Raw genomic sequence first — 22,509 nt, forward strand, 5'->3', positions numbered from 1 at the left:
AATGTTTGTGCCTTTTTCTTGGCAACGAGTAGTGTGGCGGGTCGCGTTGGTGTACTCGCCTTTATTCGTTTTGGGGATACTCACCGGGTATATTCTTGAGCTGAGTTTGTTATCGGCGGTGATCCATATTATATGGATGTATAGCCAGCAGCATAAGTTGCTTGATTGGTTGTACAATCAGCGCAAGCTGTCCCCGCCTCATGGCTCAGGGAGCTGGGAGCCTGTTTTTCACGGCATTTATAATATGCTGAAGCGACGTTTAGGCCGCGAGCGGGAACTTGCTCAGTTGATGAAGTATTTTCGTCTCGGTGCCGAAGCTTTGCCAGATGCGATTGTCGTGATCAATCAAGATGGCGCCATCTTGTGGTGTAATCAATTAGCGCAAGGAATGTTGGGTCTAAAGTGGCCTGCCGATGCAGGCCAGCATTTAACAAATTTGGTGAGAACACCGAGTTTCGTGAATTACTTGCGTAAAGGTCGCTTTAAGCAACCCTTAGAAATCGTGAGCCCAGTGCAGGCTGGTGTATGGTTAGAGTTTCGGGCGATGCCCTATAGTCAGCAGCAGTTATTGCTGGTGGTTCGGGATGTTAGTCAACTGCGTCAATTAGAAAAAATGCGTAAGCGTTTTGTTTCTAACGTGAGCCATGAGTTGCGTACTCCGCTCACCGTGTTACGGGGTTACTTGGAAATGCTCGATCAAGAGCAGGTTGATCCTATGATATGGGGGAAAGCTCGTAATACGATGCTGGACCAAAGCGCTCGGATGGAAAATCTGGTCAATCAATTGCTGACTTTAGCTAAAATCGAATCGGCCTCGGTTGAGGATAGTCTTGAACCGATTAACTTTTCCGAAATGGTCCGTAATTTAGAAATGGATGCCAGTGGTCTCGCTAAGGATAAACAGCTGGATTTTGATTTTAATATTGAAGCTAATATTAAGATTAAAGGAGAACGCGAACAGTTACGTAGCGCCTGTGGTAATTTACTTGGTAATGCCATTAAGTACTGTACTGAACCGGGACGGGTAGAGGTAAGCTTGTCTTTGGTGCCTCAGGGGGCTTTGTTTTTAGTGAAGGATTCAGGGCCAGGTATTGCACCAAAACACCTGCAGCGTCTTACCGAACGATTTTATCGGGTAGATAAAGCTCGCTCCAGAGATACCGGCGGAGCAGGCCTTGGTTTATCCATCGTAAAGCATGCATTGCAACATCATGATAGCGAACTTAACATCAAGAGCCGATTAAATCAGGGGAGCTCTTTTAGTTTCATTATTCCGCGAAAACTCTTTATAAAGTCTTAGTTATTGATTCGGCCGAGCGGTATGTTCGGCCTTAGTAAGCCCCAAAAGCGACTGATGCTGTCGCAGCTTGCATCGATAACGAGTGCTAAGATATTTGTAATTTCCCTATTATTCTTTTCATCTCAGGCTTGTGTTTGGCGACTTGCTTAAGCCAAATTCGAAGTCATTCGTATCGTCAACTGATCCTTAGATAGATGGTCTGTTTAAATCTTGGGAGCCAAAATTGTTCAAACACCATTTCAGTGAGAGCCGTGAAAGATTAAATGACGCTATTAATGTACTTGAACGGCGCCATTTTGAGTTGAAGTTGGTAGAACAAAGTAAAAGAAAAGCGAGACGGGCGCGGTCGTTACGCAGGCATCCGGTATTTGAACCTCGACCGTCTATAGTTTTTTCGCGAGTAATGGCTTAGCGAACAAGGTTTTTCTGATGTTTCATCAAAAGTTCAATTTTAAAGGCAGCGCTGCAGTTGATGAACGTGGTATCAAAAACGGAAAACTCATTCCTGCTATTTGGTGACCAAAATATTGTAGCGTGTTGTTGTTCATTAGCGATGATAACAGCGTCTGTGTGTGTGGTGAGATCCCTCTTTAATTTAGCGAATGCTGATTTGATTGTGGGCAAGGCCGACCGTTGGTTAGTGTTTAAATTGCCTAATCGATCTCCATTATTGATGGATATTTGCCGATATCAGTCCGCCGGAATGACGATTAAGACCCCGTTAAATATAGCTAAACAGGGGATTTTATAAAAAAATTGTTTTGACATATAAATGTCACATAGTCGAAATATAATCGTCATCGAATTCACCAATACTACATGACGAAAATAACTTAACGCGTCATTTATGGAGATAAAGATGACATTGAAAAAACTTGTAAGTGCAGTAGCTATTTCTGCTTCGTTGTTAACCACTAGCGTACTTGCAGCTGGCCTGGACGCCACGCTTCCGGAATACCATAAAACGACAGGTATTTCTGGTAACCTTTCATCTGTAGGTTCTGATACTTTAGCAAACATGATGACGCTATGGGCGGAAGAATTTAAGCGTGAATACCCAAATGTAAATGTACAAATTCAAGCGGCGGGTTCTTCTACTGCTCCTCCTGCGCTGACTGAAGGTACATCACAGTTTGGCCCGATGAGTCGCCAAATGAAGAGCAAAGAAGTTGAAGCGTTTGAGAAGAAATACGGTTATAAGCCAACTAAAGTACGTGTTGCAATCGATGCTCTCGCCGTATTTGTACATAAAGATAACCCGATTAAAGGTTTAAGTTTGGCGCAGGTTGATGCTATTTTTTCTTCAACCCTAAAATGTGGTGAAAATGGTGCTGCTGAGCGCTGGGGCGAAGTTGGTCTAGATGGCTCGTGGGCTGATAAAGACATTCAATTATTTGGTCGTAACTCAGTGTCGGGTACCTATGGTTACTTTAAGAAGAAAGCCTTATGTAAAGGTGACTTCAAAAACTCGGTGAACGAGCAACCTGGTTCTGCTTCTGTGGTTCAATCGGTATCTTCATCTTTGAATGCCATTGGTTATTCAGGTATCGGTTACAAGACTTCAGGTGTTAAAGCGGTCGCACTTGCTAAGAAAGGCACTGATTACATAGCCGCTAGCTTAGACAACGCAGCTACTGGTAAATACCCATTGTCTCGTTTCTTATACGTTTACGTGAACAAGCACCCTAACAAGCCTTTAGCCCCAATGGAGCGCGAGTTCCTTAAAATGATTCTGTCTAAAACTGGACAGCAGATTGTTGCTAAAGACGGTTATGTACCACTACCTTCTAAAGTTGTGTTATCTGATTTAGAAAAAGTTGGTATTAAGCTTTAATAATTAAAGCTTAAAGCGACCCTCGCTTCGGCGGGGGTTTTTACGTTTAGGCCTTCAAACATTTTGATGACTAAGTTGAGCGGGGTAACTGGTTCTCGTTCATGTATTTTGGCAAGGACTGATAGCCCTCAGTTCAATAGCTCTGTTAAGCGCTTGCTCTTTGGTTTACCACCGCACCAATCAACTTGCATGAGGAGCCATCAGCGTTAGCTGCAGGGTAAGCATCAAACTTTGTATTTAGCACCGCCGCATCATATTTAAGACTCCTCGCAAAGTCAGGAGCAAATAACAGCATTTGCTAGCAAGAAAATCTAAGCTTCGAAAGAAACATAAGGCGCAAGCTGTATCTTGAGTTCAGATGGTCGCTATTCCTCATGATGCTTGACCATGAGTGATAGTTGGATCGGCGATGAACTGGATCCAAAGCGTTTAAAATACTGAATGGCTAAGCTTGAAATCCTTCTCAGCCGAGGATCTTGGCGAATATACAGATTAACTAAATTGTCACTTGATGTGTGACCCAGATCACTATAGATTGTTATTGTGACTTGAGTCACAAATACGCTTAAATCACTAGGTATTTTAAATCCTGAGGAGAAAGACCATGTTTGATTATTTTGGTGTACTTTATTCATCGTATTACTTTACGAAAGCTGATGACTTTAACTACTATTGCGAAACTCGCAAGGACATTCACCGTTAAGCAATTTTGTAGGTAACGCTATGTACTATCGTCCGATTATTGGTTCAGCATTGTTAACTATTGTTTGTTTCGGATACCTTGGACAATTTAAACAACAGCAGAGATAAATGGAATGAGTCAAGCTAGCCCGAATGCCTAAATCACTTTGGTTTTTTAGGCATTTTTTATGCGTAATCCAAAATAATCGCTGATGCTTCCCCCCAACATTTTTATTTCCAAAAATTCAAAATACTTCTTGCAATGTGATCTGTATCACATTATATTTTAACTGTGACTTGGGTCACACTTTATTAATATTTAGGAGAAAGATTATGTTTGATTATTTTGGTTCTTTATACGCAAATTACTACTTCACTAAAGTCCATGGTTTTAGCTCAACGGAAGAAAAAAATATTCACCGTTAATCCTCACATTTGAACATGTGGGCTTAGCACTTAACTTGTCGCCTGAGGCGATGAAGTGATAGTCAACTGAGCGAGACTGAATCATGGGTCAAATGTTTTAAAATGCCTGATAGCTTAAACGCATCGGGCATTTTCCATTTTTACTCCTAAGCTGCTTATATTCCCTCTGTTTTATCTTCCTAGACCGCATATTTTTAAGCCGAATCAAACAACGTCATTGATAAATTATTTATACTATGCACTAATTTTTTATTAATGAGAGTATTCATTTTGTCTATTCAACCACAAATTCTCGAAGCAATTCCTAGTTATGCGAGTTGTTTGCGATTGAGCCTGGTCGACTCTCAGTCGCTGAAAGCCTGTCTGGGCAATATTGCCAAGGTATATTCGAAGGAAGATAGCCTTGTTGGTCTAGGTGCTCCTTTGTTAGCACTGCTAAATATAGATGTTCCCGGTTTGAAGTCAGTTGCTAGTATTCAGGGAATACGGCGTAGTAGTCCTGCGAATCAAGATGATTTGTGGCTGCGAGTGAGTGGCAAAGATCCAGGCCAAGTGATGTTACGAGTAAACCAGTGGCTGGCAGTGTTAACACCAACTTTTGCGGTTAATGAGCAGTTGGAGGGCTTTCGCCATGATGGAGGAAGAGACTTAAGCGGTTACGAAGACGGTACCGAAAACCCTGATCAAGAGCAGGCACCGAATGTTGTTGCCTTAGCAGGAGAGAAGGGGATCGCAGGCTCCTCGATGCTTGCAGTACAAAAATGGCAACATCAACTACAACACTTTCATCATCTACCGAGTGAGCATCAGGACAACATTATTGGCCGGCGTAAGCATGATAATGTCGAGTTTCCTGAGTCACCAAGCTATGCTCATGTTCGGCGTACAGCCCAAGAAAGCTTTACTCCAGAAGCATTTATGTTACGCCGCAGTCTCCCTTGGATACAGGGTCAGCAGTGTGGGCTTAATTTTATTTGCTTTGCCAATAGCTTTTATCCTTTTGAAGCACAACTTAAACGGATGTTGGGCTGCGAAGACGGTATCGAGGATGGCTTATTTCAGTTTAGTCGCCCACTCACTACCAGCTATTATTGGTGCCCACCGGTTGATGAACAAGTTCTCGACTTAAGGATCTTAAAGCTCTAACTTAGTGCTCTAGTATCGTCTGGTATAGGCTCATCCCACGCGCTTGATAATTTGCGAGAGCGCTGGGGTGGTCTAAATCACAAGTATGCACCCAGACTTTATTTGCCTGCCATTGCCAGGCAGTTTGCAGACAGCGGGTGAGTAAATCCCCGCCTAGCCCCTGTCCTAAATAATCTGCAGTTAAGCCAAAATATGCGATTTCAACACTGTTGTCTGAGTGTTTATGTAGTTCAAAATAACCTGCTAACAGTCCCTTAATATAAGCCCCAAAGGTGCGTAGCTGATTACTTTCGATGTAATCAAGCCATTGTTGTTCAGACCAAGCTAATTTGTCGTTCCATTGCCAGTTTTGACCCACGGCAATATAAAATTCTCGGCTTTTTTGTGCCTGTTGTTCGATGATTTCTTGTACCGATAAATGTTCGTTCATCGGCTTAGCTGATAATTGGCTGAGGCTGAGTTGTTGTAAATAGTATACTTTACTGCTCATTGTCATAAAAAATGAAGGAATGATGAATCCAGTCTAACATGATGTTTTCACTATCCGTAATCACACCATATTTAATAAGTGATTAATTTATAGGTTAATTTATCAGTGTAATGAATGCGATACATGGTGTCAGGTATTTTTACAGACGAAGCTATTGCATTTCGCTTTGTGTTATCAAGCTGTTGATTTTTTAGGTTGATTGTTACTGGCTTGGTTTATGCATTTACAACCCTAAGCAAGCATCATGTTGTTCACTGATTTAGCGGTGCACTATATAAGTGAGTAACTGATTTCATTATAGAGGGCATTATGTTGATCAAATTAATAAAATTAGCTTTTGTCATACTTATTGTTGGTTATTCCAGTTGGGGTTCGGCTGCGCCGGTGACCAGCTACGTTCCTTCCGGAACATGCAATACCAATAACGTGGTGCTTCGCTCCATGATGTTATCAGGGGGAAGCGAAGAACTGCTTTCAAGTGCTCATTCGGCGAGTTCATGCTTAGTGTTTGCTGGTAATGATGATGGTCATGCCAATGATCCTATAGTAAATATTGGTCAAAAAAATGATGGATTGTTGAATACTCGCTATGGTGCTTCTAACGACTTGTTCTTTATTGAGCCTGAGGATTTACAAAATCTAGATAATCAGCCTTTAGGTGTTGCCGATGACCCAGGTTGGATCCACTTAGCGAGCGTAAATGCTGATATGCAAGTTAATTATGATCAAGCGGGTCCCATCGTCCCTGGAGGCTTGTCTTTATCGATCGATGACTTATTGAATATGACTTTTAACTGCGTGGCTGGTCGTCGTGGAGAGTGTACCTCGGTAAATTGGGTTATCGAAACCGACCCTGGCATTATTGGTGATGTTAGCCAGTTGTTAGGTGCGGCAAGCTTTGATCACTTGGCTTTTTCGATCAAAGTAGCAAAAGGCTTTATTATTTATGATTTCGATTTTATTGATATTTTTCAACAAGAATTAGCGAATGACCCGGCTTCAAGTTTGAATTTCCAGACGCCTTACAAATTGTCAGGGTCTTTAGATACCGATGATTTTGAGAATCCTCAAGGTAACAGTACACAAGCTATTTCGCATCTGAATGTATGGGCTCGTGACCCCGCAGATCCAACACAAGTGATGGAGCCTAGTTCATTTGGTATTTTGGTTATTGCTCTACTGGGATTGATGATTGCGCGAATATCTCGTAAATCAATGTTGGTTCGTTGGTAAATGAAAGCTAATGATAAACGCTTTGCTTGATGCAGCTTGATCTTATGAAATTTTAGTTGAGCGAGATTTAAAATCTTATCAAGCCGTGCATACTTGGCGTGTAGTGCTGGTTCAGCTTCTGCGCGGTTAAACAAGCCTGATAAATGTATGTTCAAGCTTCAGATGGGTCTGCTGGTGTGGCTGATTGATTGTAGTGAGGTAGCCGTTTTATCGATATTAATGATTACCGTGGTTGCCTTTATTCAAGTGGTCATGCTTGAGCGATAAAGCGAGCGTTTATTCATCAAATTGAATGCTTGGTGCGTTTGTTAGCTGCCCCGAACTACTTATCGATGTGGACTGATTGGTTCTGCTCGGTTTGATTCAGCGGTGCGACGAGGCGGTAACGCTGCAGTTGATGAGGTTTTTTGTATGGCATGCCATCATGTGTTGGTTCATTTTGTCAGGTATTGAGGCAGTTGTTGGTGAACAGAGGCTGGTGATGACTTGCCCGCCGATAACTCAGGCAGGCAAGTTGGTTTTGAACCATTTAAGTGATGGTCTCATTATCCTCATCAATTATCCGACGAAGCGGCCTCGATTCAATCGCTTTGAAGTAATCGAGAGTCCATAATTGAGAACGAATTTTACGACGATTTCCTCTGGGAACATAACTATTGAGCTGTTGAGCGTCGATGATGCGCGCTTTGGTGGTGTCAGCAAATTGTAGTTCTAATAAGTCGATGACTCGTTGTTTGAGTGTTTCATCATAAATAGGGACGCCGACCTCGACTCGTTCTTCGATGTTGCGAGTCATCCAGTCGAAGGAGGCAATGAAGACTTGATTTTCCCCGCCATGGTAGAAATTAAATACCCGAGGATGTTCTAGGAAACGATCGACGATACTAATGATGTGAATGTTTTCACTCACGCCTTCTAATCCCGGAACCAGAGAGCACATGCCCCGAATAATCATCTTTATTTTAACCCCAGCCTTACTTGCCGCATAGAGCCGGGTAATGATTCCTTTGTCCACGAGGTTGTTCACTTTAATCGTAATCGCGGCGGGGTTTCCTGCATTGGCTTGGTTGATCTCATAGTCAATAAGGCTAAATAGCCGACGCCGAGTATCGTTGGGCGATACGATTAAATGCTGAAACTTAAAACGTCGATAAGGCTGTTGAATAAACCGAAAAACATTATCGATTTCTTGGCCAATCTCTTGGTTTTTGGTGAAAAGAGCGAAATCGGTATATATTTTGGCAGTTTTTTCATGAAAATTACCGGTACCAATATGGCTATAATAGACTCGTTGGTCGCCTTCTTTGCGTGTAATGAGCAACAGTTTGGAATGTACTTTCAGAGAAGGAACTCCGAAAACCACCTTAACCCCGGCATCGGTCAGTAGCTGAGCCCATTCAATGTTTGCTCCCTCATCGAAACGAGCCCGTAGCTCAATGACAACGGTGACGCGTTTACCATTGTTGGCTGCGTCAATGATTGAGTTCATCAAGTGCGACTTTTTGGCGACTCGATAAATATTAATCTTGATACTACTCACTTTAGGATCAAAAGATGCCTGGCGGACAAACTCTGAAATGTAACGAAACTTGTGGTAGGGGTAATAGAGTAAAATATCCCGCGCTGTAATTGCGTCGAATACCGTATCAAATTGGTCGAAATCGCGACAATTTAACGCGGACATCTTTTTGTTTTCTAGGTACTTACGCCCCACGTTAGGAAAGCCGATGAAGTCTTTAAAATTGTGGTAACGACTGCCGCCGACACTGTGGTCTAGCTTAGAAATATGTAGCATATTACTTAAGCGTTTAATCATGCTGCTCGGCATATCCCGATCATAGACAAAGCGCACCGGCTCTGCGGTTAGGCGCTGTTTGATCCCTTCCGACATTTTTTCGAGTAGACTCTGGTCCACTTCATCATTTAAGTCATACTCGGCATCACGGGTCATCTTAATCGAGTAGGCGGCGGCACTATCGTATTCGTAAAACCCACGTAATAAATCGTCGAGACAAAAACGAATAATATTATCCAAAATAATCATTGTTTTACGGGTTCTTCCTCCATCGGGAGGAAGCACCACAAAGCGTGGTAAATTATCTGTAGGAATTTCAATAAGTAAATGGTTTTCCTGCTTAGCATTTTTCACTTCGACGGCTAAATAGGTATATTCATCTTTCAGGAAGCGAACCAAATCGGTCCTTTTGGTCAATACGATTGGCGTAATGTGGCGCAACACCTTATCTTTAAAGTATTTTCTGACCCAATTTTGATGGTTTTCACTGAGTTGGTCTTCGTTGATCAAGAAAATATTTCGTCGCGCTAAGGTAAGAATGATTTCTCGGTAAGTATCATCAAAATCTTGTTGAAGTTCTGCCAACTTAGTTTGAACGTCGTTAAGAAGCTGGATTGAACCGTCATCTTTTTGCTTTAGTTCATTTAAGATAATACGGCGTTTTAGCGCGGCCACCCGCACCTTGAAAAATTCATCCTGATTGTTTGAAAAAATCCCTAAAAATCGCACTCGTTCAATGATTGGAACGGAATTATCTTGTGCTTCTTGCAATACTCGTTGGTTAAACGAAAGCCAGCTTAACTCTTTCTCTATATATAGACTGTCGCTCATTTTATACCTTTGTTACTTATTGCTCGTCGGAGAAATCAACCATTAAATCATCAGCTAACGATTCTAAAGATTGTTGGATAGCGATACGTTGCTGTTCATCTGCGCAGGGGACTTGTAACTGCGCGGTAAAAATCAATCCGCCCCAATTCGGCGCACTGCTAACACTGGTGGTGATTTTACTTAAACTCACGCCGAGTTGATTTAGCGCTTGAGTAACTTCTTGAACAATGCCAACACGATCATTGGCTGTCACATTGATGCTAATTTGTGTCTGTTCGGCATGGTCGTTATGGTCGCCTTCAGCGATATTGACCAATAATCCATGCTGATTATTTAGGTCATCACACAGTGCGGACAAATGTGCATCATCGACTTCAATATGTAAAATTCCTGTAAATTGCCCCGCCAGTTCGGTAAGGCGACTGGCTAGCCAATTGCCATGGTGTTTGACCACTAGCGTTGATAATTGATCGACAATACCCGGACGGTCTTTTCCAATGACGCTGACAACCAGTTGTTTCATGAATTGACTCCTACAAAGTGCTTCGCTGGGAAAATGGGTTCCCTTGTTTAAGATGCTAAGCATTGCCCTAAAGTATGCATAGCTTTTATGGATTAGGGAAGGTCTTATCCTCTTGAAATAGAGAACAAATTAGCCAAACCTACAATATAATTTTTCGGTAACAATAAACACGTATTATTGTCATAATCTCTTGCTAAAGATAGTTGAGCGGTCACTATTCGCCCATTGATTTGATATTTTTTTTAACTCTTGCATCCTGTAACAATACTGTCATAAAACTGCCATATACTTTCGCCAGACCTATTAGATTGTGAGGGAAACATGACGCAGTCAGTGTCATTTAATAGCAGTGCCCAACGGCTGATTAAGGACCGATTAACCCGCTACGGTGTAAGTGCTGGCGGGATAGTGGTGTTGTTAGCATTAATTTTAATCTTCTTTTATTTATTGTATGTGGTTGCACCGATTTTTTATGGGGCTAGTCTCGATAAACTGAAGACTATTCCATTGCATGATAGCAGTGCTACGGTCGCCATTGGTGTCGAAGAACAAAATGAAATTGCTTATCGTTTTAATATGGACGGTAGTTTGCAATTTTTTGATCTTACTAAAAATAATACCGAATACCCTAGTTATCAGCTTGACGCTGATATTACTTCAGCTGACCGTACCGTGCCGAATCAAGGTTTAGTCGCTTACGGTACTGCTCAAGGTGAAGTATTGGTCGTGACGCCTAAGTTTAGTGTTAGCTACCCTAACGATAAGCGTTTAATTACGCCAAGTCTAAGCTATCCCATGGGTGAGCAGGCCTTGTCAATTGATGAACAGGGTAAGGCTATCGTTAAATTGGCTTTCGAGCGACAAGAAGAGTCGGCGATGGTGGCTGCGATTACCGAAGATGGTCGAGGTTTGTTAGTGGCTTTGGACGCAGAGGAAAACATGTTCAGTGATTCCCTGGAGTGGACCGCTTCTCGAGCCGATATTCCTAGTTTGCCTCAAAATATTGACCAAATGTTGGTAACACCTGATTTACGCCGCTTGTATATTCGTAGTGGCAATCAACTAGCTAATTATAATATCTCCGATATCGATGATATCCGTCTGAATTCAGTGGATTTCATCAATAGTAAAGGCGCGAATGTAACTCGCTTAGCCTTGCTTTCGGGGGCCAGCTCGTTGATTGTTGCCAATGATAACGGAATTGTTACGCAGTGGTTTGATGTTGCTAAAGATGGTGTGCGTAAACTCACGCAGATCCGAGAGTTTGATGCTGGCGCAAACATTAATGACATTGGGGTTGAGTATTTCCGTAAAGGCTTTGCAGTTGGCGCAGATGATGGCTCCATTTCTTTGTTTCATACCACTGGTGGTGGTCGTTTGGTTCGAGAGGATACTAAACTTGGCACCAGCTTGAACTTGGCATTTTCTCCTCGGGCGAGTGGTTTACTGACCGAAAATGAGCAAAGCCTAACCTTCTATCATGTCGAAAATGAACACCCTGAAGTCACCTGGCAGGCGCTATGGCATAAAGTATGGTACGAAGGTTATCCGGAGCCACAGTATGTGTGGCAGTCAACTTCCGCAAGTGATGATTTTGAGCCTAAGTTAAGTCTGGTACCTATCTCATTTGGTACGATTAAGGCAGCTTTGTATGCCATGTTATTTGCAACGCCAATTGCCTTGGCGGGCGCGATTTATACCGCCTACTTTATGTCTTCTTCGTTACGTAAGGTGGTTAAACCGACGGTCGAAATTATGGAGGCCTTACCCACGGTTATTTTAGGCTTTTTAGCCGGTCTTTGGTTAGCACCGCTGATCGAGGATAACTTGCCTGGGGTGATTGCCATTATGATATTGCTGCCGATCGGATTTTTGGTGACCGCTTTTGCCTGGAGCAAAATGCCTAAACAATTGCGTCAAATGCTACCAGAGGGCTACGACGTGATGGTGTTGATCCCGGTGGTGATATTTATTGGCTGGGGTTGCATTGAAGTGAGTCCGTTGTTGGAGCTATGGTTGTTTGACGGTGATGCTCGCTTATTCTTAACCAACGAATTGGGGATCAGTTTTGACCAGCGTAACTCTATGGTGGTGGGCCTTGCCATGGGATTTGCGGTCATCCCCACTATCTTCTCGATTGCCGAAGACGCCATTTTTTCAGTGCCGAAGCACTTAAGTAATGGTTCATTAGCGCTCGGTGCAACACCTTGGCAAACCTTGGTTAAAGTGGTTATTTTAACCGCAAGTCCGGGGATTTTTTCTGCTGTGATGATGGGCCTAGGTCGCGCGGTCGGTGAAACAATGATTGTCTTAATGGCCACCGGTAATACTCCGGTTATGGATTGGAGTATTTTCCAGGGGATGCGTACCTTAGCGGCGAATATTGCGGTAGAAATGCCTGAGTCAGAAGTGGGAAGTTCACACTATCGGGTGTTGTTCTTAGCGGCCTTTGTCTTGTTTGTATTCACCTTTGCATTTAACACCATTGCTGAATTTGTGCGCCAACGTCTGCGCGACAAATATAGCTCGCTGTAATAGGGAAGTGGGAAATAACCGATGAATAAGTGGTTTAAATCAGGTAACCCGTGGATTTGGATGACCGCCGGGGCTGTTAGCATTAGTTTGGTTGCAGTTGTCGGCTTGTTGTTACTGATTGCGGCTCGAGGTTTGGTTTATTTTTGGCCGAGTCCGGTAATGGAAATGGAAGTTCACCAGTTTGGTAAAAACCAAACGGTCATTGGTGAGCTATATGAAACCGAGTTAGTTCCAATTGAGCGTTTACAAGCTTCCGGTGCGAATACCGAAGGCTTGGATGGTGCATTTGTGGAGCGCTTTTTGATCAAAACGGGTAATCGTGAATATGTGAATTTAGATTTTCGTTGGTTAAGCGAAAACGAAATCGTGTCCAAGCGCACACCTAAAAACATCGCGGTCGTCGAGCGTAGAACTAACGGTAACTTTTATGGTTATGTAGAAGGGATCATTAAAAATGGCGTGCATATTGAGGCAGCAAAAGATAATCAACATACTCAATTATTCGAGTTGTTAGATCGCTCAAATGGGATCATTAAACAAGCTGATGCTTTACAGCGGCACAAAATTGGTGGGGTGAACTATCAACTTGAGCGCTTACGTTTGAAACAGCGTCGATATGAATTGGATGATGCATTGACTGCCGAACATCTAGCGGATATTGAGGCGCAGACTAAGCAGCTACATGAAGAGTATCAAGTTTTAGAGAAGCAGTTATTTGCTTATCGAGATGAGGCTAAACGAGACCAATTAATCATTCGTGATATGCGTGGTGAATTGGTCACCATCCCGATGAACAATGTACTAGATGTGTTTTTCCCGAATGAAATGAACGGCTTTCAGAAGCTCGGACATTGGCTGCATCAGGCTGGTAAATTTGTGGTTGATGAACCGCGTGAAGCCAATACCGAAGGCGGGGTATTCCCGGCTATCTTTGGTACGGTATTCATGGTGATGTTGATGGCAGTGATTGTGACGCCGTTAGGGGTGGTTGCGGCTATTTACCTGCACGAGTATGCCGCAAATAATGGCTTCACCCGCTTGATCCGGATTGCTGTGATTAACCTGGCGGGAGTCCCCTCGATTGTTTATGGGGTATTTGGCTTAGGTTTCTTTGTTTATATGTTAGGCGGCAGTATTGATTCCTTGTTTTATACGGAATCCTTACCGACACCAACCTTTGGTTCGCCGGGCGTTATTTGGTCAGCTTTAACTTTAGCTATTTTAACTTTGCCAGTGGTGATTGTTTCTACAGAAGAAGGTTTATCGCGCATTCCTAGCGCAGTACGCCAAGGGTCACTGGCCTTAGGGGCAACCAAAGCTGAAACCTTATGGCGGATTGTGATCCCCATGGCAAGCCCGGCAATTATGACTGGTCTGATTTTGGCGGTTGCTCGTGCTGCGGGTGAGGTTGCGCCACTGATGTTAGTGGGGGTGGTGAAACTTGCGCCAACTTTACCTGTAGACGGCAATTTCCCCTTTGTTCATTTAGAACGTAAATTTATGCACTTAGGTTTCCATATTTATGATGTTGGCTTCCAAAGCCCCAATGTCGAGGCGGCACGACCTTTGGTATATGCCACCGCATTTTTATTGGTCACGGTAATCATTGGCTTAAACTTAGCTGCGATTCAAATCCGTAACCGTTTACGTGAAAAGTTTAAAACGTTAGACCAATAAGCTAACGGCAAATTTGTAGGAAAAAAAATGATTTCTTTGAATACAGAACTTCGTCGAGATACAAAATTAGATTTGGCTAACTTAAGTGCTGAACAAACCGCATTAGAGGTTAAAAATTTAGACCTCTATTATGGGGATAAACAGGCTTTGTTTGATGTATCGATGAAGATCCCTAAGGGACAAGTTACCGCCTTCATTGGTCCATCCGGTTGTGGTAAATCAACCTTATTACGTTGTATTAACCGGATGAACGATTTAGTCGATATTTGTAAGATCAGTGGTGAAATATTGCTGCATGGCCAGAACATTTACGATAAGAGTGTCGATGTTGCTGCGCTGCGTCGCAATGTAGGGATGGTTTTTCAACGCCCCAATCCATTTCCAAAGTCTATCTACGAGAATGTCGTTTATGGCTTACGTTTACAAGGGATGAAGGATCGTCGAGTATTAGATGAAGCGGTCGAACGCTCATTGCGTGGCGCGGCAATTTGGGAAGAGGTGAAAGACCGTTTGCACGATAATGCCTTTGGTCTATCGGGTGGTCAGCAGCAACGTTTAGTGATTGCGCGAGCGATTGCCATCGAGCCTGAAGTGTTGTTACTGGATGAACCAACTTCGGCCTTGGATCCTATCTCGACTTTAACCATTGAAGAATTGATTAATGATTTAAAGAGTCGTTATACGGTGGTTATTGTGACTCACAACATGCAGCAGGCGGCCCGAGTCTCCGACCAAACGGCCTTTATGTATATGGGGGACATGGTGGAATATGCGGATACTAATACCTTATTTACCACGCCAGCGAAAAAACAAACCGAAGATTACATTACAGGCCGTTACGGTTAAGTCCCCGTGACTGAGGAATTATTATGGATAAGTTGAATATGAACAAACACATCTCTGGCCAGTTTAACGCTGAGTTAGATCATGTGCGTAATCAAATTATGGCGATGGGAGGTTTGGTTGAGCAGCAGCTTAAAGATGCCTTAAGTTTATTAAATCGCCCCAACGCTGAGTTAGTGATAAAGGTCATCAATACCGATAGTAAGGTTAATTCTTACGAAGTCGCTATTGACGAAGAGTGCACTCGTATCATCGCTAAACGTCAACCAGCCGCGAGTGATTTGCGGGTCGTAATGGCCATTATTAAAACTATCGCGGATTTAGAACGAATAGGTGATGCTGCGGCGAGCATCGGTCGTATGGTTGAGCGGAATATGGATAAGCCTTTAAAGGCTTCATTGATTAGCTTAGAGCATCTAGGGCAACACACCGCGAAGATGTTGCATGACGTGTTAGATGGTTTCGCTAGAATGGATGTGGATATTGCTTGGCAAGTCCATCAAGAAGATAAAAAAGTGGATAAAGAATATGAACGACTCATCCGCGAATTGATGACGTACATGATGGAAGATCCTCGCTCCATCCCACAGGTGCTCGATGCATTAAATGCTGCTCGCGCCATCGAACGGGTAGGAGATCGTTGCCAAAATATCGCTGAGTACATTATTTACTTTGTGAGAGGTAAAGATATTCGCCATTTGGCAGGAGACGAAGTCGAAAAACTACTTTAATCTGAGTTTTTCTATTAAAAAGCTGGCAATAAGCCAGCTTTTTTATTTGCTATTTCTCAACAATAACGCTGCGACTACAGTTGATGCTGATTATTTTTGAGCAATTATTACATTTTTCACAGCTTGCTGGTCTGAGCTGTTATGACCGCAAGGTTTGTTTTATAACAAGCTATTATACGTATTCCTACCGATAGAAAAATCTCCGTTTTAAACATTTGAATCGCACAGCAAAAGCTAAACGTTTAAAAAACAATCTAAGATTATGTTTTTTAAAACCTTATATTATGTATTTTGTTTTCATTGTTTACCTTTTTGCAACGTTAACCTTTACGTAAACGTAAATCAATCAATCTCATCTCGTATCTTAAAAAACAAAAAGTAATTAAATTACGTAATTAAGTTTCATAATTAGACCTTGGTGGTAAGTTTTATCTCGCTGATAAATTCATTTTATAGAGTGATAACTTTAAATAATGCTTTGCTTTTAATTTATCTGGTGATATAAAAAACAGGCTCTTGAGGGTTAATTAAAACGGTCGTTTTAATTTATCAGAGGCTTTATACTTTAGTTTTAAGGGGCTATTCGGTGATAGGTTTTTGATGTAAGTTGAATTACAGATACGTAATAATTACATTGCTATCTTTGGTTTAAAGCCTATCGATAACTTGAGGTTTGTTGCTTTATTGTTAACTGAAGTGTTTGGCTAACTTGATGATTGCTGATTAAGTTGAATGTTCACTTGGTATGCGGTTATGCGTATATAAAGATTGCGAACATAGTAACAATATACTTAATAATGCATCCTCGTCGTCAAATAAAGGGTTTAGGTGATAACGATAACAAATCAAGACGCAGCATTATTTGGGTCGATTGACCGATTGCCGAGAGGCTAATCGCAAGTATAAGCGGTGTAAAACAAACTAGGTGAATACGCAGTACAGTTCGCTGTACTCAGGAATGAAAGTCGAAGAGGGATTGAACATGACATTAACAAGAGAACAGCAAATTCAAGCATTAGAAAAAGATTGGGCCGAAAATCCTCGTTGGAAAGGGGTGAAGCGTCCTTATAGCGCTGCAGAAGTGGTTAAGTTGCGAGGTTCGGTCATCCCTGAGAATACGATTGCTCGTCGTGGCGCAGAAAAATTATGGTCTTTGGTGAATGGCCAAGCTAAAAAAGGTTACGTGAATTGCTTGGGGGCTCTCACGGGTGGTCAAGCGGTACAGCAAGCTAAAGCAGGGATTGAGGCGATTTACTTGTCGGGTTGGCAGGTAGCGGCTGATAATAACTCTGCATCAAGTATGTATCCTGATCAGTCGCTATATCCAGTCGATTCGGTGCCTAAAGTGGTAGAGCGGATCAATAATTCTTTCCAGCGAGCTGACCAAATTCAATGGGCAAGTGGACTTTCTCCCGCAAATGGCGGTTTAGATTACTTTTTACCCATTGTGGCTGACGCTGAAGCTGGATTTGGTGGGGTTTTGAATGCTTTTGAACTGATGAAAAGTATGATTAAAGCAGGCGCTGCAGGTGTGCACTTTGAAGACCAACTCGCTTCGGTGAAAAAGTGTGGTCATATGGGAGGGAAGGTGCTGGTTCCCACTCAAGAAGCGGTACAAAAGTTGATCGCAGCCCGTTTTGCGGCCGATGTTGCCGATGTTCCAACTCTGGTGATTGCTCGTACCGATGCAAATGCAGCCGATCTATTAACTTCTGATGTTGACCCTTACGATGCAGAGTTTTTGGAGGGTGAACGTACCAGCGAAGGTTTTTACAAGGTTAGAGCGGGTATCGATCAGGCCATTAGTCGTGGTTTAGCTTATGCAGAATATGCCGACTTAATTTGGTGTGAAACTGCAACGCCTTGTTTAGAAGAAGCACGTAAATTTGCCGAAGCAATTCATGAAAAATACCCAGAGCAATTGCTTGCTTATAATTGTTCGCCTTCGTTTAATTGGCGTAAAAATCTAGATGACGAAACGATCGCTAAATTCCAACAGGAATTGAGTGATATGGGATATAAATACCAGTTTATCACCTTAGCTGGGATCCATAATATGTGGTACAACATGTTCGATTTGGCTCATAACTACGCTCAGGGCGAGGGGATGAAACACTACGTTAATATGGTGCAAGAAAAGGAATTTCAAGCTGCTGATCGTGGTTATACCTTTGTCGCCCACCAGCAAGAAGTAGGGACAGGCTATTTTGACCAAGTGACTAACGTCATTCAAGGCGGTAAGTCCTCGGTGACTGCTTTAACAGGATCTACTGAAGAAGAACAATTTAGTTAGTAATCGAACGATTGACTAAATTTGTACAGAATAAGATCAGTTTAACTGACGTTGTTCGTTAATTTGGCAGCCTTTTGGCTGCCTTTTCTGATTGAAGCGCTGTGAGGTTCAAGTTGAGTATCACTAACTCGCGTTAGTCATTTGGCGCCGAGTATATGTGAGTTTGATTTATGTCGATTGTAAATAGTGGTTAGCTTGAACTAATACTTGGCGATATAAATCCAAACAGACCGCGTCAATATCAGTGGCGTGTTGTTCTAAATCATGGGCCATGAGCACGAGTGGTGCCGGGCGGCGTAGGCGTTGGCTAATAGCTTCAAGTGTTCGGCCCAAGCTGGCCCGATGATGGTATTGATGTAACCAATCGTATTGTTGCATCCGCTGTGCGGTAAGCTTTGCCTGGGCTGGCAAGGGGAAGTTAGCGAGTTGCTGATAGCAGTGCTGAATAAAATCGCTGCGGTTTAGTATCGAGAAATCTTGCCAATGTTGACTGAGTAAATGGTCGAAATATACGTCGAGAGCGATCCCAGCATAGCGGCGTAGCTTGGGTCGAAAACAATGCTGTAAACCGGTTTTGATCACCATCTGGTCAATGAAGCTGTCGATATGTCGATGCAGTAAAATACCTTGTTGCTCAAACAGTGGATAATTTTTCCAGGCCTTACCTTTGACAAAGTCACCTAACAATGCACCGGGAATCGAACTCTTCGTTTGTTGAGCAATGTGGAAATGCGCGAGATAGTTCATTTTGTGAAACTGATGTCTGTGGTGTTATTCATTAATGATACGCACCGATAGCACCATAGATCCCTTCAATGAGCATTTGGCAACCAATAACCGCTAAGATCAGACCCATTAATCGAGTAATAATATTGATCCCTGATTTTCCGAGCAAGGCTTCTAGCTTTTGTCCAAAAATGAAGAACACGAAGGTGATCAAGCACAATAGAGCAAATGCGCTTACGGTTATCGCAATATCTTGCCAAGCATTTGAAGCTGAAAAACTCATTGCGGTGGCAATTGTTCCTGGGCCAGCCAAAATAGGTACTGCTAAAGGCGATATTGCAATATCTGTATCGCTTTCCTCTGAGGTTTTATGCATTTCGGAATGTTCTCCATGGAGCATATTGTAGCCGATGAGAAAAACTAAGATGCCACCAGTAATCCTGAGTGCTGGGAGGGTAATTCCAAACATGTGGAAAATGGTTTTACCTAATAATGCGAAGGCTAAGATGATAAAAAATGAGACCATTAATGCTTTAATTGCGATGGCTTTTTGCTGTCTTTCAGCTAACTGACCGCTTAATCCGATAAATACTGTGGTATTTGCAATAGGATTCATAATGGCAAAGAAGCCGAGGAATACCGTAATGGCGTGTTGGGTCAATTCATTCATCTGAAATCCTTATCGCTGAAGAAGATAGCGTTTACGGTCAAGGTGGTTCGCGACCGAAGTTTTTGATTTGTGGCGAGAGAGGTCGGCGATTGGTGAAGTCAGTTCATGTTTCTCAATTGCTAGCCTTTCTTACAGAGTTGCCAAAATATCGTAAGCTGAAATAAGACAGATTAACAGAGCTTTAGGCCTTTCTCGAGCTAAAAAAAATCCAGCACTAGGCTGGAAAAAAACATAAGGAATGGCTAATACGGGCTATTGCTGGAGGCTAAATAGCAGGGGCGATTAGCGGCCCCATAAATCGACTTATTCGAAACGACTGAATACGACGCTAAAGGATGGAAGCACCTCGCGATTTATGTGATGAAGAATACCGTGATATAGATCACAAAACAACTTTTATTGTAATTTTTTTACTTAATTTTTATTCTTTTTTAGTCATTTTTGTGAAAATCCAAAGTAATACAATGAACTATGTAGTAATTATACTTAATCTTCGGTGTTTTGCGGTTCTTGTTCCGCTAACATTTCTAGCAAGGATATGGCTACACCAACAAAATCTGTATCAGTAATTATGCCTAATAACCGTTTACCTTCTACGACGGGGAGGCAGCCGATACGATGTCGTTCAATGTGTTTAGCGGCTTGCTCAACACTCGCTTCGGCGGATACGGTGTGTAACTTGGTAATCATGATATGTTTTAGCATGATTTGTTGTTCATGGGCTCGTCTTTGTTCTGGAGTGGTTTTTGTTAATGATGATTCTTGCGCGGCGAGTAAGGTTCGTTCACTGACTAAACCGACCAGTTGCTGTTGCTTGTCGAGGATGGGTAGGTGGCGAATTTTGAATTCCTTACACAGACTAATCGCTTCTTCTAAGGTAGTTTGTTCAGTGCAAGTGTGTGGCGTAGTAGTCATGATGTCTGCAATTTTAATCATAACGAGCACCTCTGGTTGTCATCTCTTCTTTAAATCTAGAGGTTCTCGGTGAATTTGGGTTGATAAAAATCAACGAATTTTGTGCTTTTTCAAGGTGCGGTACAGACTTGTGGTGTTGCTTATAAAAGCGATGAAAATATCGTGAATTATCTTGCTAAATTGATGAATATCTACTGCTCATTCCCTTCGTTTTACTTCTGATCTTTGTTGCTGGTTCGAGCTTTGGTGATGGTTTTTGGGGGGATTACCGGGCTGCTTGTTATTGGCTTTAGTGAGGTCGATGGTAGGAAGCGGTGTTCGCTAGATACATCATGAAATAACAGGGAATAGGTGAGCAAGCCGAAGGGCTTGGTTGAGCATTGTTTACTTGCTCCCTATGAAACAGGGCTTAACGGTAGGCTATGAAGTCTGCCTACCGTGAGTCGTGATAAAACTGCCAATGAACACTCGATTTGCGCGAGTGTTCTCGTTTATTTCTGCTGAATGATGGCTAAAACAGTTTGTGATAGAGACGATTGGCATAGTCATCAGTCATGCCCGCAATATAATCAGCAATCACGCGTGCTTGATTACTTCCATTTTCGCCTGCTTGTAGCCAACGGGTTCGGGTATTTAGTGGCAACAAGCGCTCAGGGTCGCTGGCAAAGGCTTGAAATAGCTCCATGACGACTTGTTGGCCTTTGAAACGGGTCATTTCTATCTCAGGGGTTTGAATGACATAATGTAAGACGAAACGCTTAAGTACGTCTAAGGCTTGCGCCATGGGGGGCTCCATGGCGGCTTGTAAGTCCAATAATGGATCGTCGAACAGTTGTTGATGACGAAGCCTGATAGAGGTGATAAAGGCATTTACTAAGCTGCCTATCGCATCTTTTTGATCATAGTGATGTTGGCTGAATAGTTTTACGGATAACTCGCCAATTTCATCGGCTAACCAGCAATCTTTGATATCGGCAATCGCCGAGGCGACTTGTTCTTGCCAATCGTGGCGGCTGACAATACCCATGACAATGGCATCTTCAAGGTCGTGCACACCATAGGCGATGTCGTCGGCTAGTTCCATAATGGAGCAGTCTAAAGACTTAAAGCTGCTCTTACGATGTTGCTGGCTACTCACCTCGCGACTTTGTACGAAACGTTGGCGATCGTTTAAGCTAAAGCTGGCAAGGACCCAGTGATATAATTCACGGTCGTCATCATAGATCCCTTTCGCAGGGGTCCAATCTGCAACCTTTAACTGACGGAAGCTTTTGGCTTCTTGAGGCAGTGGTTGGCGCTGTAAGTGACTTAATAAACATGGGTATTTGATAATACCTAACAGAGTTCGTCGCGTCAGGTTCATGCCATTCGACTCGGTATACGGCTCTAATTTAGTTAAGATCCTAAAGGTTTGGGCATTGCCTTCGAATCCCCCGTGATGACGCATCATATAGTGCAGCGCGACTTCTCCACCATGGCCAAAGGGAGGGTGGCCGATATCATGAGCGAGACATAAACTCTCAATGAGATTTAATTCGGGTAAAAAGTGATGTGGTAGGTCCTTTAAGGAGTGAATGTGGCCGATAATGCCTGTACCAATCTGCGATACTTCCAGCGAATGAGTTAAGCGGGTTCGGTGAAAGTCATTACTGCCGATGCTGAGCACCTGAGTCTTGTTTTGTAAACGACGAAACGCTGCAGAATGAAGGATCCTCGCTCGATCTCGTTGCCAAGGAGTGCGATGATCATTGCGTCGTTGATTTTGTTCTTCAACAAATCTTGCTATGCCATCTTGTTCGAACAGTCCATTCATTTGGTGGGCTCCCACTACTACACATTCACTACCTTACACTACCTTTA

Annotated in this window: 16 protein-coding genes; 9 read left to right on the forward strand and 7 right to left on the reverse strand. The window is 42.8% G+C overall.

All coding sequences use genetic code 11. The features are described 5' to 3' along the window. Nucleotide 1 precedes the first annotated feature (1 nt). The 3 genes from phoR (at nt 2) to ACRRS0_RS08425 (ending at nt 5,387) form a co-directional block, all read left to right on the forward strand. Nucleotides 2-1,300: a phosphate regulon sensor histidine kinase PhoR gene (gene phoR / locus ACRRS0_RS08415; RefSeq protein ID WP_432453655.1), complete on the forward strand. Its 1,299-nt coding sequence runs from the start codon at nt 2-4 to the stop codon at nt 1,298-1,300. Nucleotides 1,301-2,159: 859 nt separating this feature from the next. Next, nucleotides 2,160-3,134, forward strand: coding sequence for a PstS family phosphate ABC transporter substrate-binding protein (locus ACRRS0_RS08420; RefSeq protein WP_432453654.1), 975 nt, complete (start codon nt 2,160-2,162; stop codon nt 3,132-3,134). A 1,377-nt stretch (nt 3,135-4,511) separates the two neighbouring features. Further along, nucleotides 4,512-5,387, forward strand: coding sequence for a Dyp-type peroxidase (locus ACRRS0_RS08425; protein WP_432453653.1), 876 nt, complete (start codon nt 4,512-4,514; stop codon nt 5,385-5,387). 1 nt (nt 5,388) lies between these two features. Here ACRRS0_RS08425 and ACRRS0_RS08430 read toward each other — a convergent pair whose 3' ends face one another. Beyond that, nucleotides 5,389-5,877 carry a GNAT family N-acetyltransferase gene (locus ACRRS0_RS08430; protein ID WP_432453652.1) on the reverse strand — a complete coding sequence of 163 codons (489 nt, stop codon included), beginning with the start codon at nt 5,875-5,877 and terminating at the stop codon, nt 5,389-5,391. A 309-nt stretch (nt 5,878-6,186) separates the two neighbouring features. On the opposite strand from ACRRS0_RS08430, the gene ACRRS0_RS08435 reads away from it, so the two are divergent. Further along, nucleotides 6,187-7,110, forward strand: coding sequence for a hypothetical protein (locus ACRRS0_RS08435; RefSeq protein WP_432453651.1), 924 nt, complete (start codon nt 6,187-6,189; stop codon nt 7,108-7,110). 529 nt (nt 7,111-7,639) lie between these two features. On the opposite strand, the gene ppk1 is transcribed toward ACRRS0_RS08435, so the two are convergent. After that, nucleotides 7,640-9,736, reverse strand: a complete 2,097-nt coding sequence (ppk1, locus tag ACRRS0_RS08440) for a polyphosphate kinase 1 (protein WP_432453650.1) — start codon at nt 9,734-9,736, stop codon at nt 7,640-7,642. A gap of 16 nt (nt 9,737-9,752) precedes the next feature. Beyond that, nucleotides 9,753-10,259 carry a glycine cleavage system protein R gene (locus ACRRS0_RS08445; RefSeq protein ID WP_432453649.1) on the reverse strand — a complete coding sequence of 169 codons (507 nt, stop codon included), beginning with the start codon at nt 10,257-10,259 and terminating at the stop codon, nt 9,753-9,755. A gap of 321 nt (nt 10,260-10,580) precedes the next feature. Here ACRRS0_RS08445 and ACRRS0_RS08450 point away from each other — a divergent pair, with 321 nt between their 5' ends. From ACRRS0_RS08450 to aceA, 5 genes are all read left to right on the forward strand, one after another. Continuing rightward, nucleotides 10,581-12,794 (forward strand): ABC transporter permease subunit, encoded by a 2,214-nt coding sequence (locus ACRRS0_RS08450; RefSeq protein ID WP_432453648.1) that lies wholly within the window; start codon nt 10,581-10,583, stop codon nt 12,792-12,794. Between the two features lie 21 nt (nt 12,795-12,815). Beyond that, a complete protein-coding gene (gene pstA / locus ACRRS0_RS08455; protein ID WP_432453647.1) occupies nt 12,816-14,471 on the forward strand; it encodes a phosphate ABC transporter permease PstA in 1,656 nt (551 codons plus the stop codon). A gap of 27 nt (nt 14,472-14,498) precedes the next feature. Continuing rightward, nucleotides 14,499-15,317 (forward strand): phosphate ABC transporter ATP-binding protein PstB, encoded by an 819-nt coding sequence (gene pstB / locus ACRRS0_RS08460; RefSeq protein ID WP_432453646.1) that lies wholly within the window; start codon nt 14,499-14,501, stop codon nt 15,315-15,317. A gap of 23 nt (nt 15,318-15,340) precedes the next feature. Continuing rightward, a complete protein-coding gene (phoU, locus tag ACRRS0_RS08465) occupies nt 15,341-16,045 on the forward strand; it encodes a phosphate signaling complex protein PhoU (protein ID WP_432453645.1) in 705 nt (234 codons plus the stop codon). Between the two features lie 982 nt (nt 16,046-17,027). Beyond that, nucleotides 17,028-18,338: an isocitrate lyase gene (aceA, locus tag ACRRS0_RS08470; protein WP_432453644.1), complete on the forward strand. Its 1,311-nt coding sequence runs from the start codon at nt 17,028-17,030 to the stop codon at nt 18,336-18,338. A 168-nt stretch (nt 18,339-18,506) separates the two neighbouring features. Here the strand turns inward: aceA and ACRRS0_RS08475 are convergent, their stop codons facing one another. The 4 genes from ACRRS0_RS08475 to ACRRS0_RS08490 all read right to left on the reverse strand — a co-directional run bounded on the left by ACRRS0_RS08475 (nt 18,507) and on the right by ACRRS0_RS08490 (nt 22,462). Next, complete coding sequence (locus ACRRS0_RS08475; protein WP_432453643.1) at nt 18,507-19,085, reverse strand: ACP phosphodiesterase; 579 nt, start codon at nt 19,083-19,085, stop codon at nt 18,507-18,509. 31 nt (nt 19,086-19,116) lie between these two features. After that, entirely contained in the window at nt 19,117-19,734 is a 618-nt protein-coding gene (locus tag ACRRS0_RS08480) for a MarC family protein (protein WP_432453642.1), read from the reverse strand. A 486-nt stretch (nt 19,735-20,220) separates the two neighbouring features. Then, the gene (locus ACRRS0_RS08485; RefSeq protein WP_432453641.1) at nt 20,221-20,670 is read right to left on the reverse strand and encodes a CBS domain-containing protein; all 450 of its coding nucleotides are present in this window, start codon (nt 20,668-20,670) and stop codon (nt 20,221-20,223) included. A gap of 490 nt (nt 20,671-21,160) precedes the next feature. Further along, nucleotides 21,161-22,462 (reverse strand): anti-phage deoxyguanosine triphosphatase, encoded by a 1,302-nt coding sequence (locus ACRRS0_RS08490; RefSeq protein ID WP_432453640.1) that lies wholly within the window; start codon nt 22,460-22,462, stop codon nt 21,161-21,163. Between the last annotated feature and the right edge of the window lie 47 nt (nt 22,463-22,509).

Origin of the sequence: Agarivorans sp. QJM3NY_29, from assembly GCF_050870835.2 — a bacterium.
In the GTDB taxonomy this organism is placed as follows: domain Bacteria; phylum Pseudomonadota; class Gammaproteobacteria; order Enterobacterales; family Celerinatantimonadaceae; genus Agarivorans.

Excerpts from the sequence above, each read along its gene's own strand:
- ACRRS0_RS08445 (WP_432453649.1), bottom strand. The coding sequence starts at position 10,259 with ATGAAACAACTGGTTGTCAGCGTCATTGGAAAAGACCGTCCGGGTATT.
- phoR (WP_432453655.1), top strand. The coding sequence starts at position 2 with ATGTTTGTGCCTTTTTCTTGGCAACGAGTAGTGTGGCGGGTCGCGTTG.
- ACRRS0_RS08420 (WP_432453654.1), top strand. The coding sequence starts at position 2,160 with ATGACATTGAAAAAACTTGTAAGTGCAGTAGCTATTTCTGCTTCGTTG.
- ACRRS0_RS08480 (WP_432453642.1), bottom strand. The coding sequence starts at position 19,734 with ATGAATGAATTGACCCAACACGCCATTACGGTATTCCTCGGCTTCTTT.
- pstA (WP_432453647.1), top strand. The coding sequence starts at position 12,816 with ATGAATAAGTGGTTTAAATCAGGTAACCCGTGGATTTGGATGACCGCC.
- ACRRS0_RS08450 (WP_432453648.1), top strand. The coding sequence starts at position 10,581 with ATGACGCAGTCAGTGTCATTTAATAGCAGTGCCCAACGGCTGATTAAG.
- ACRRS0_RS08435 (WP_432453651.1), top strand. The coding sequence starts at position 6,187 with ATGTTGATCAAATTAATAAAATTAGCTTTTGTCATACTTATTGTTGGT.
- ACRRS0_RS08475 (WP_432453643.1), bottom strand. The coding sequence starts at position 19,085 with ATGAACTATCTCGCGCATTTCCACATTGCTCAACAAACGAAGAGTTCG.
- ACRRS0_RS08430 (WP_432453652.1), bottom strand. The coding sequence starts at position 5,877 with ATGAGCAGTAAAGTATACTATTTACAACAACTCAGCCTCAGCCAATTA.
- ACRRS0_RS08485 (WP_432453641.1), bottom strand. The coding sequence starts at position 20,670 with ATGATTAAAATTGCAGACATCATGACTACTACGCCACACACTTGCACT.
- pstB (WP_432453646.1), top strand. The coding sequence starts at position 14,499 with ATGATTTCTTTGAATACAGAACTTCGTCGAGATACAAAATTAGATTTG.
- ppk1 (WP_432453650.1), bottom strand. The coding sequence starts at position 9,736 with ATGAGCGACAGTCTATATATAGAGAAAGAGTTAAGCTGGCTTTCGTTT.
- phoU (WP_432453645.1), top strand. The coding sequence starts at position 15,341 with ATGGATAAGTTGAATATGAACAAACACATCTCTGGCCAGTTTAACGCT.
- ACRRS0_RS08490 (WP_432453640.1), bottom strand. The coding sequence starts at position 22,462 with ATGAATGGACTGTTCGAACAAGATGGCATAGCAAGATTTGTTGAAGAA.
- aceA (WP_432453644.1), top strand. The coding sequence starts at position 17,028 with ATGACATTAACAAGAGAACAGCAAATTCAAGCATTAGAAAAAGATTGG.